The 10131-nt window shown below is 65.0% G+C and carries 9 protein-coding genes; all 9 read left to right on the top strand.

Features of this window, described 5'->3' with window-relative positions; genetic code table 11:
* The first annotated feature begins 17 nt into the window (after positions 1 to 17).
* Entirely contained in the window at positions 18 to 536 is a 519-nt protein-coding gene (locus tag NZL82_RS18130; RefSeq protein ID WP_261271149.1) for a hypothetical protein, read from the top strand.
* 59 nt (positions 537 to 595) lie between these two features.
* The gene (locus NZL82_RS18135) at positions 596 to 1084 is read left to right on the top strand and encodes a hypothetical protein (protein WP_261271150.1); all 489 of its coding nucleotides are present in this window, start codon (positions 596 to 598) and stop codon (positions 1082 to 1084) included.
* 507 nt (positions 1085 to 1591) lie between these two features.
* Positions 1592 to 3136: a GIY-YIG nuclease family protein gene (locus NZL82_RS18140; RefSeq protein WP_261271151.1), complete on the top strand. Its 1545-nt coding sequence runs from the start codon at positions 1592 to 1594 to the stop codon at positions 3134 to 3136.
* Positions 3022 to 3843, top strand: a complete 822-nt coding sequence (locus tag NZL82_RS18145) for an RES family NAD+ phosphorylase (protein WP_261271152.1) — start codon at positions 3022 to 3024, stop codon at positions 3841 to 3843. The genes NZL82_RS18140 and NZL82_RS18145 overlap by 115 nt, the downstream gene beginning before the upstream one ends.
* Positions 3840 to 5693: an endonuclease NucS domain-containing protein gene (locus NZL82_RS18150; protein ID WP_261271153.1), complete on the top strand. Its 1854-nt coding sequence runs from the start codon at positions 3840 to 3842 to the stop codon at positions 5691 to 5693. The genes NZL82_RS18145 and NZL82_RS18150 overlap by 4 nt, the downstream gene beginning before the upstream one ends.
* 176 nt (positions 5694 to 5869) lie before the next feature.
* Complete coding sequence (locus tag NZL82_RS18155; protein ID WP_261271154.1) at positions 5870 to 6268, top strand: hypothetical protein; 399 nt, start codon at positions 5870 to 5872, stop codon at positions 6266 to 6268.
* A 120-nt stretch (positions 6269 to 6388) separates the two neighbouring features.
* Positions 6389 to 7621 carry an ABC-three component system protein gene (locus tag NZL82_RS18160; RefSeq protein WP_261271155.1) on the top strand — a complete coding sequence of 411 codons (1233 nt, stop codon included), beginning with the start codon at positions 6389 to 6391 and terminating at the stop codon, positions 7619 to 7621.
* An 86-nt stretch (positions 7622 to 7707) separates the two neighbouring features.
* Positions 7708 to 8301 carry a hypothetical protein gene (locus tag NZL82_RS18165; RefSeq protein ID WP_261271156.1) on the top strand — a complete coding sequence of 198 codons (594 nt, stop codon included), beginning with the start codon at positions 7708 to 7710 and terminating at the stop codon, positions 8299 to 8301.
* A partial coding sequence (locus NZL82_RS18170) for an ATP-binding protein (protein ID WP_261271157.1) occupies positions 8298 to 10131 on the top strand: 1834 nt, incomplete at its 3' end. The genes NZL82_RS18165 and NZL82_RS18170, both read left to right, overlap by 4 nt.

A 10131-nucleotide genomic window follows, 5' to 3' on the forward strand; every position in this document is an offset into this window, starting at 1 on the left:
GTTGCGCAGGTAACCCCATGCATTCGACTATCCATGACACGCTGCCGACGACCTCGGTTGCGCTCCTCAACTATGTTCTGACCGCACTCGCTCCCGACGAGCCGTACCCCTATGCGGGTAACACCGGCCTGCCGGGGGGCGTGGAGTCGCTCGAGAACAACCTGATCGTCGTGGCGACCCCGGTCGCCGAGCGTCTCTATGACGACGCAGTGATGCGCTGTGCGGCGACCCGCAAGCGTGATGTCGTGCTGGTGCGGCATGGTTTCCACCCCGAAATTCTCGAACCGGTGCGGGCCGATGTCGCGCTGCACTCGGTCACCGGACCGATCCTGGTGCCGGATTTGAGCTTCTACCGCGATGCCGATGGCGGCCTGCACCTCGTGCCGGCGCGTCCGGACCTCTTCGTCGGAATCACACGGCACGGGTTGAAGGTGTCGATGCCCGCTCCCTGGAACAGCGGGTGGGAGCGGGTGACCGGGCTCGAGCGCGCCGCCGCCGAGATCGTCCGCGCCTGCCGGCGGACAGAACAGGGTTGAGATCAGCGAACACGAGAATGTGCCCCCGGGAATGGGGGATGAAACAAGGAGATATCCAGATGAACACCTCGCCCTTCGAAGCCGCCGTCACCCGCGCCGTCGTGAAGCTGCTGCTCGGTACCCGCAAGCTCAAGCCCGGAGTCGCCATCACCGGTGGCGATCCGCTCGAGATCGAGGACCAGATCAAGATGGGCCGTCACGCGGTCGAGACCGACGCCGACGTCTTGCACCTCGAATATCGCGACCGTCCGACCCCGGCGCTCACCGGGATCACGATGTTCCTGGCGCGCGATGGCCGCTGCCACATCCAGAGCGGTTGCCGCCTATGGCTGTCGAAGTCCGGCAACCGCGGGCTGATCCTGCCGCAAGACCATGTCCGCGGGCATTTCCGCCTCGCACCGCGGGAGATCCTGCACATCGACGGCAAGCCCGCCGACGACCTGAGTGAAGGCATCGAATGCGCCAGCACGTGGCTGACGCGGCAGGTCATGCGGCCGGGCGTCCAATATGACGCCGGGCAGTGCACGCTCTGGGCGCAGGCTGCCTGACAGATCGAGGCGAGGTCTATCACCCTATACGGACGAGCCAGCCAATTCGGACACCTGCCAATAAAATTGTTGCCTTCGTGTCCGAATATCTCGCCTCCTCCGTATAGGGTATGTGGACGTGGCTATCACCATCGCGCCTGAAGGCGTCATTCCAGTGTATTAGCCAGTACCGGGGCGGCGGCCCTTGGGACAAAGCCGTCGTTCGCAGGTCAGATGACGAAAGTCGGCTTTCGATAAGACCGGCCAATCGAGGGATCTCCCATGCCCCGCGCGGTTGCGTTAGGATCGAGCGAATGCGTATCTCATTCCCCTTCCTTGACGGCGGCTTCGCCGCCGCGCTCGCAGCGGGCGGCCCGGTCGCGGCGCGGACCGCCACCGTGCGCTATGTCACCGACGGCGAAACCTTCCGCCTGATGAGCGGCGAACGCATCCGAATATCGGGAATCGACGCCCCCGAAACCCAGCCCGGCTACGCCAAGTCCGCGCACGAGATGGTGCTCGGCAAGTGTGCGGGGGGTGCAGTTGCGCGGCCTGATCGACGGGCGCGCTGTGACCTTGTATCGGGTCGGCCGCAGTTTCGAGCGGACCGTCGCGACGGTCAGCGTCGGCGGTCGCGATATGGGGGCGAGCCTGATCGCGGGGGGGGGGCGCGGCGAAGCCGTGGCCGCGCGGCCTGCCCAAGTCCGACTGGTGCCGCTGATGGACTGGCGCGACCGCTTCGCCGGCGATCTGACGCTCGCCACGCTGCTGACGCCGACGCGCCTCTACACCGCCGCCGAGGCCGACGCGCGCGGCATCGGTGCGCCGAGCCAGCCGGGCATCTATGCTTGGTATTCCGATGTCGTCCTGCCGGGCGTCGATGCCAGCGAGTGTCACCGGCGCGACGACTTGACCTTGCTCTATTGCAGCATTTCCCCCAAGAAGCCGCCGACCAATGGCCGTTCGCCGAGCCGTTCGCACATCCAGCAGCGGCTGCGCACCCATTTCGGGGGAAATGCTGCCGGATCGACGTTGCGGCTGACGCTCGGCTGCCTGCTCGAAGCCGAAGTCGGCACGACGCTGCGGCGGGTCGGCACCACCGGCCGCCTGACCTTCACCAATCCGGGCGAACAATTGCTCGATCGCTGGCTCCATGCCCATGCGCGCGTCGCATGGGCGACGCACCCGGCGCCATGGGAACCCGAGCATCTGCTGCTAACCAGCGGATTGCCGCTGCCGTTCAACATCGACGGCAATCCGTGCGCGGCGTTCACCGCGCCGCTATCGGCGCTGGGCAGCGCGGCGGTAGCGTCGCGCCGAGACGCTACCGCCGATCGCGGACAGCGGCGGACCGCGACGTGCGCGCGATCCGCTGGCATGAGCGGGACCATGGAGAATCCGGTCTGTCTCGAGTGTATCGGCAACGTGCATTTGCGCGCGCGGCTCGCGGCCGGCGCGGTCACGGCCGTGTGCGAGGAATGTGGCGAGAGCCGACCCTCGATCAAACTGGCCGTGCTGGCCGAGCAGATACACGAGGCGTTCGCGCCTCATTTCGAGCTGACGCCCTATGACCAGAACACCAGCGCGGCGGAGATTTTCACGCGCATCGCGGGCATCGACGACGATCTTGCACAGCGGATCGAGGAGCATCTGCGCGAGGTCCATGAGGAGATCGCGTCGTTCCACGATTGTCAGAATCTCTATGACTACTTGACCGGCTTCGCGCCGGGCCGCACGCCGATATTCTGGCAGGACCAGCGCTGGCAGCGTTTCTGCGATTCGCTTAGAAAGAAGGCAAGGCACATCAACGCCGAAGCCCTGGCCTGGCTTGACGAAGTGTTCGCCGATCTCGGCGGCCATCTGACCTATGACGCGAAACCGATCATCAAGACGGTCGAGCCGGCGACGCCCGGCGGTCAATTCTACCGCGCGCGCATCGCCGCCAACGAACCCGAATTGTGCCGCATCCTGTTGGAGCCCGTAAGCAGATCGGGCCGCTGCCGCCCGGCCAGGGCAATGGCGGCCGGCTCAACGCCCCGGGCATTTCGGCCTTCTACGGCGCGGTCGATGTGACCACCTGCATCGCCGAAATCCGCCCGCCGGTCGGTGCGCATGTCGTGGTCGCGCGGTTCGATGTGCTGCGATCCTTGCGGCTGCTTGACTGCGAGGCGCTCGACAGACTGTCGGTTAACGCCAGCCCGTTCGATCCGGATTTTGTCGCGAAGCGCGATGCGGCGTATTTCTTGCGCACGTTCAGCGATCAGATCGCCCGGCCGGTGCTGCCCGGCGACGAGGTCCAGGGCTATGTCGCGACCCAGGTCGTCGCCGAATATCTGGCCGAGCGGATCGTGCCCGCGATCGATGGCATTCTCTACAAATCGACCCAGCGCGGATCGGCGCTCGGCAATGTCATGCTGTTCAACCGCTCGGCGCGGGTCGCGCCTTTCCCGCACCACAGCCATTATATCGACGCCCTTATCCGCGAGATCGATGTCGATTCCGAGGATTTCGACGACAGTATCAGCCTGTCGGTCAAGGAGATCGGCGCGGAAGCGCCGCCCGATCCGCTCGCGGCGCTGGGGCGCACGCCACCGCCCTTGCCCGAGGACTTGCCAGCGACCTTCGCGCAGCCCGATTTCGGCGATGATCGGCCGCTGACCCTGCGCCTCGCGCCCGAAAGCATCGCGGTACATATCATTCGCGCGGTCGATTACGACCGGTCCGAACGCCGCGTCACCGTCACGGCCTGGCCGGATGACGATGATGGAACCGGCGCATGAAGACTATGCCTAACGAAGCGGCGCTCCGCGATTACCTCGCCCAGCATCTCGACATGATCGAGCCGGGCCTGACTTTGGTCGATACCGAATTTCATCTGGCCAATCCGAACGGCGCTTCGGGGTTTCTCGATATCTTCGCGCGCGCCGCCGATGGGCAGCTCGTCATCATCGAGATCAAGCGCACCAATTCGGCGGCGCGCGAGGCGATCCAGGAACTCTACAAATATGCCGCGCTGCTGCGCGAGAAATACCTGCTCAAGGAGACCGAATATCGGCTGATTCTGCTGTCGGTCGAATGGCACGAACTACTCGTGCCCTATTCCGAATTCGTGCCCTCGGCGCCGTATGAGATCTGGGCAGGCGAGATTGTGCGCGGCCCCGATGGCCTGCCGGTCGAGATCAAGCGTGTCGAACCGATAGCGCTCGCGGCGCACCGCAAGCTTGCGGTCCGGCATTTCCTATGGGGCTTTGTCGACGATGCCAGCGCGAGCGCGGCGGTGCCACGTCTTGCCGCACACATTCAGCGCACGGGCCTCACCGACTTCGTGCTCGTCCAGTCGCGACCCACCAGCCCCAGCCTCGAAGGGCGAGCCTTCCTCTATTTCGCACAGCGCGAACTGCGGCTCGACGAGTATCTCGCGCTGATCGAGGCCCATCTCGATGAGGAGGCTCATGCCGAATTCCTCGCCGAGAATGCGGGTTATTCCGAGCTCGAGGACCGGATCGCCGAAGCGGCCGACATGGCCTGGTTGATGCCGCAGGGTGCGCCCGGGCGGCATCAGATCGGGTCGGATACCGCCGAGATCGCCAATCCGGAAAAGGGCGCGCGAGTGTTCGCGAACGGCGCGCAGGACGATATCCGCGTGCACCGCTTCGGGCGTCTTGACGATCCGATGATCAGCGACGAGACGATCCTCGCCGAGATCAAGGGCGATGGCGGCGAGGCGGATTTCCGGCTGCGCTTCACCGCTCGGACCAATTCCGCGCCGCTGATGCGAGCGCTAACCAACCGGGTCGAGAATATCTTCTTCTACAATGAGGCATGGCAGGGCACCGTGCTGCAGTTCATCCGTTATGCTGAGCGCAAGCCGGGTCCGGCGACAATCGAGCTGATCGCCTATAGCCCCGAGGATATCTTGCGTGCGATCGCCAGTTCGGCATTCGGCTTTCCCGGCTATGTGCCGACCTTCCGCCTCGACATTGTCCATGACGGCGAGACCGAGCGGTTCATCGGCCTGCCGGAATGGGACGGCACCAAGCCCGATTTCGCCAAGGTGATCGCGCAGCATTTCAACGGCAACGACTTCTCCTATTTCCTCGCCTGCCATTTCGGCAAGAACCGGACGATGAACCGCGACATCATGACCGATCTCGGGCTGCGCTATTCGGTATTCCGCGACACCGACGCCGGCCCCGAGCGCGTCCGCGTGCAGGGCTCGATCATCGTGCCGGTCAAGGGCGAGATCCGCTCGATCAACCATCTGATCAACGCCCATGTCGACGAGGTCCACCAGATCGTTGCGCCCTTCATGCGGATCGATCAGGGGTTCGCGCAGACGATCCAGGCCTTCATCAACAACGACATGCCGCTGGCCGAGCGGCGGCTGGCCGAACTGATCGCGGATGCGCCTGCGCAGGAAAAGATCTCCTATTGGATGGGCGATCTCGACGCCTGCGATGTTTGCGAGCATCCGTTCGCGCCGCTGCGGTTCATGGTCGATGGCGATATCGGTCCATGCTGGGCCAATATCTGCGCCCGCTGCTTCAACCAGCACGGCGTCGGCCTCGGCACCGGCTATGGCCAGGTGTATGAAAGCACGTCTGAAGGCTGGCTCTGTGTCGCTGGATGATGCTGCGCGCGGGTGCGGCGGAACGGCGCAATTCACTCACCGAATTGTTAAGCTGGATCACGGCTTTGCAGGTCCGGCGCATCTACTCGCCGCATACCTGCGCCCGATGACGCGTGACGCGGCATTTAGTTCACGCTAAGGTTCCTGTCCCTAAAATGTGAGTACAGTCCCACTACGTGCCCGACGTGACTCTCCATTTTTCCGAACGCGTCACGCGAGTAGATGTCGCAGCTTCGCTGCTGGCAGCCAGCCGTCTCGGGATTTGTCTGCTGCAATTGCCCTCATCGGCCTCCGTCGACGGCGATCATCCCCGGCCCCTGGCGATCGGCGCGGTGCGCGATCTGCTGGTTGGGGGCCCGGACCATGCGGCGCCAGCTTTGCAGCGTATGATCCCCGGCGCGGATCCGGTTTTGGTCGTCGCTCCAGAATATACATTTGGGTCGAGCGATTGGGCCCAGATCGACGCGCTGGTTCGGGCGGCGACGCGCCCGATCATTCTACTGGCCGGGTTCGGCGCGACGATCGGCCAATCAGTGCTCGATTGGCAGGCCGCTGGCGCAGGTGAAGCCACGTAATGCCACCTCGGCTGGCGCGAAGCCGATGGGGCAATCAGCGATATCCAGCGGGTCAATGGCGGATGGTGCTGGCTGCATGCGCCAGGCGAAATTACGCACTGCATTGCCTATCTCAAGAATGTGCTGGAGCAGTCGGTCGAAGCGGTAAACCTGCCCGATCTTCAGGAAGGCCGCGCCATCCTCCATCTCGCTTTTGGCGACGTCGATATCTTTCCGCTGATCTGCGCGGACCTGTTGCAGCCGGCTGCACAGGATGCAGGCTCGCCGCAAGCGCGGATCCTGCACGCGCTTGAAGCGACTGCCGCTGATCGACCTGCGCTGGTGGTCGGATCGCTGCTGCAGAGTGGATACAACGTCAACTGGGTCGCCGCGGTGAATTCGCTGCTCAACATGGTGCTCGCTGGGCGGTCGGGAGCAGTCGCATTGTGCAACATAGCTGCGGATGCGCCGAAGGCCGATGAAGCACATGATAAATGGCGCAGTTTGAGCGGTCTTTACGTTCCGTTCGATGCATTGCCCAAGGGGCAGGACAATCTGCCGGCAGTACGTGCGCTCAATGATATGGGCATCGCGGGCGGTGTTGTCCGGGTTACAGAAGCCTGCGCGACCACCGGGCATGTTACATGGGGACCGTTCACGCCGGTGAAGGGCAAGTTCGCCTGGCGCGGCAATATGAGTTGCCCGATCGGCAATGCCGGGCTTGCCACGCTTGCGGGCCCGACACCGCCGCCCGCGGCGGGCGAGATTGCACGTTTCCTGCGCCGTTATCCGCCGGTCGGCACAGTTGCACCGCGCCTGCAGCTTGGTCTCAAACTGGTCGTCGAGCAGTTGCATGCAGCGGCAGCGCCGACCCCGGCAGCACTGCTCGACGCGACGTTGAGCGGGGTTGCTCCCGCACAGCCACAGGATCCTGACAGGCTCCACGTCGCGGAGACGAGCGTGGCGTTCAAAGCGGGCATCCATGCCGTTGCCACACTCAAGTCGATCGACGGAATAGTCTGGCAGGCCAATCCCAAGCTAACCGGCCAACTGCGGATGGCGAATGCAAAGCATCTGCTGATATGGCGTTCGCCCGACAAGTCGCGGTTGGCGATGCGACGCGATCTTGCCGCGTGGCGCATGCTGCCCGGCGGCGAACATCCTGATCTGATCGTGCTGGGTGCGGGGCCGAACGGCGATCTAGTCGAGGGCGAGATCCCGCAGGACCGCCGTGACGATATCAGCGCCGCGCCTTCGTCGGGTGCCGAACTGGCCGCGGGCGGATCGCTTGCCGCGCGCGAGGACGACTTCACGGCGGCGCGAAGCTTGCGGCGGGTTGCGGGTCTCGGCCTCGCCAACGTCGCGGATGTCTAGGCCGATTTCGAGGAAGGCACCGATGCCGGGCGCGTCGCGAAGTTGCTCGGGCAGATCGATGCATGTTTTGCTGAGGATGGTGCGGAATGACGGATATGCAGCCTGCCGTTGGCAATCTCGACCTCGCGGTGGCGCAGGTCGATGAGCTTTGCGCGAAGGTTGGGCTGCAGCAAACCGGGTTGCCCGTCGCAGCGGGCGAGCATGCGGTCCCGGGGGGGACGACATTGTGGACCTCAAGCTACGCTCGACTTGTCCTGTGGCCGTGCGATGCTAGCGACGCTGTGGGCGTGATTGCCGCCGCCCGCGACGGACAAGGCTGGTTCGACGAGATGCTCGTACGCGGCGAGGCGCAGTCGCGTGGGCCGATCGACCGCTATCTTGTTCTTGCGTTGCCGGCCGCACCGGCAGCGGACGCTAGTGAGGACGTTCGGCGCCTAGAACTGTCGTCGCAGGTCTGCCGCAAGCACTTGATCTGGCCAGCGGGTGAAGCTGATCCTGAGGAGGCTGCGGGTACGTGGCTGCGCGTGGCCGACGTGACCGTGGTCGGTTTACCCGAAACGATGCCGACGAGTGGTGGCGAGCTGGTATGGCCCAAGATCGACAGTGAAGCCCAAGCGGTATGGGAAGACCTTTCCGCACTGGGCCTGTCGGCGACGCTGATCCAGGATGAAACGGCATGACGCGGGGCGTTCGCCTTTCGTCGCTCACGGTCGGTGCGTTTCGCGGAATCGGCGAGGTCCTCGAGTTCGATCTGCGCGCACCGCTGACGCTGGTGTTCGCGCCCAACGGGACCGGCAAGACAACGATGTGCGAAGCGGCGGAGTGGTTGCTGACGGGTCAGGTCGACCGGTTGAAGGACAAGAAGGATTTCGACGCCGAGGTGTTGCGCTCGAAGTTCACCGGGCCCGAGCACAAGCCGCACGTCGCTGCGAATGTCCGGGTCGGCGGTACGGCCTATCAACTTTCGCGCATCGCCGAGGGCAGCCAATCCCCGGCCGCGTTCCAGATCGACGGGCTCGCGGTGCCGCAGAGGCCAAACGATCTCCTTGCGCTGCTGGCACCGGCCGCCGCTGCTAATGAAGCCCATCACCTGACCGCGATCAGCCTGCGCCAGCGCTGGCTTAAGGGCACCCGGTTTTTGAGCGCGGAGGCACTGGCGGCCCTCGTCGATACCGACGATGAGACCATCGAACGGCGCACCCAGGTCTTTGCCGACCTGTTGGGAATCAGGCATCTGCTCGATGCCGAACGGCAGTTCGAGAAGTATGCGGCCGAGCTTTCGTCGCGGCTGCGTGCCCAAGTTCAGCTAACCCAACAACGCTTGGTCGAGGCCGATGCACTTGAGAAAGAACTTGGCCGTGATATGTCGCCGGATACGACGGCGGCGTCGGCGATTGGCGAGGTCGCCCAAGCCGAGATTCTGCTCAAACCGACACCTGCGGATATGCCCCCTCCCGATGCACCGTTTCCAGATAGGCTGGAGGCGTTGACGGCACTGCAACGCCGCGGCCGGCATGAGAACGAGCGCCGGCGCAACGCCCTGAGCGCGGTCGAGGTTCGTCGCACCAGCCGTGCCGCGCTGGAGCACGCCGTTGCCGCGGCAAAAGTGACAGAACTTAAGCTCGATGCCGAACTTGCTGAGGTGGGCAAGAACGGCCAGGCGGCGGCTGCCAAGGTCGCAGCGAGCGAATCCGAACGCCAGAGCGTCACCGCGGCGAGCCAGGCGCTCGCGGCGGCTGGCGACCGGCTGGCGCGGCGGGCCGCTGCGATGCTCTCGATTATACACCGAGCTCAAGTGTTCGATCCTGTACCCGTCACACTTGGCTCTCTCCGCGCCGGTCTGCCCGAGACCGGGTGGACCATTGATGCGCGTGCCGAGCGCCGCGCACTGTTGATTGCCCTTTCCGCCGGATTGGAACAGGCCGATCGCGAGGCAGAACGGCTGCGTCTGCTCGACGTCGAGCGCGAGGCTGCCAGTGCAGCCACAGTCTCCGAAGCGGCGTTTGCTGCCCTACGGGCCGATGCGGCCGATGCGGAACGCCGGGCGGCTGTGGCGAACCAGCAGCGCGACGCCGCGGCTGCCCCTTTGTCCAGGCTTCAATCGGCGGCACGCGACCTGCTCGCACATGAGCGTAGCCATGCGGCGAGCAGCTGTCCGGTATGCGCCCATGACTGGCAGACAGCGGGCGCGCTTCGCGCTGCGATTACGGCGGCGCTCGCGACTATTCCCGAGCTTGCAAGCCAGGCCGAAGCGGTAGCGCGGGCCGCTACAGAGGCGGCTTGGACAGCGACCGAGAGGCAAAAAGCCGCGCAGGCGGCAAATGCCAGGCTCGCAACGCTGGATCGCGAGCGTGCAGCGCTTGCGGATGCCGCAGAACGCCGCGTGCTTTCGCTGCGGAATGTTGGGCTGCCGGCGTCGGTTTCTGCCGGCGAACTGGGCCAGCAGCGGGGGGGGGGGGGGAGAGGCGGGGCCCCCCCCGGGGGGGGCCCGGCGGAGGGGGGAGGCCGGG

This window comes from Sphingomonas sp. LC-1 (assembly GCF_025371035.1).
In the GTDB taxonomy this organism is placed as follows: Bacteria; Pseudomonadota; Alphaproteobacteria; order Sphingomonadales; family Sphingomonadaceae; genus Sphingomonas; species Sphingomonas sanguinis_E.

Excerpts from the sequence above, each read along its gene's own strand:
- NZL82_RS18130 (WP_261271149.1), top strand. The coding sequence starts at position 18 with ATGCATTCGACTATCCATGACACGCTGCCGACGACCTCGGTTGCGCTC.
- NZL82_RS18135 (WP_261271150.1), top strand. The coding sequence starts at position 596 with ATGAACACCTCGCCCTTCGAAGCCGCCGTCACCCGCGCCGTCGTGAAG.
- NZL82_RS18150 (WP_261271153.1), top strand. The coding sequence starts at position 3,840 with ATGAAGACTATGCCTAACGAAGCGGCGCTCCGCGATTACCTCGCCCAG.
- NZL82_RS18165 (WP_261271156.1), top strand. The coding sequence starts at position 7,708 with ATGACGGATATGCAGCCTGCCGTTGGCAATCTCGACCTCGCGGTGGCG.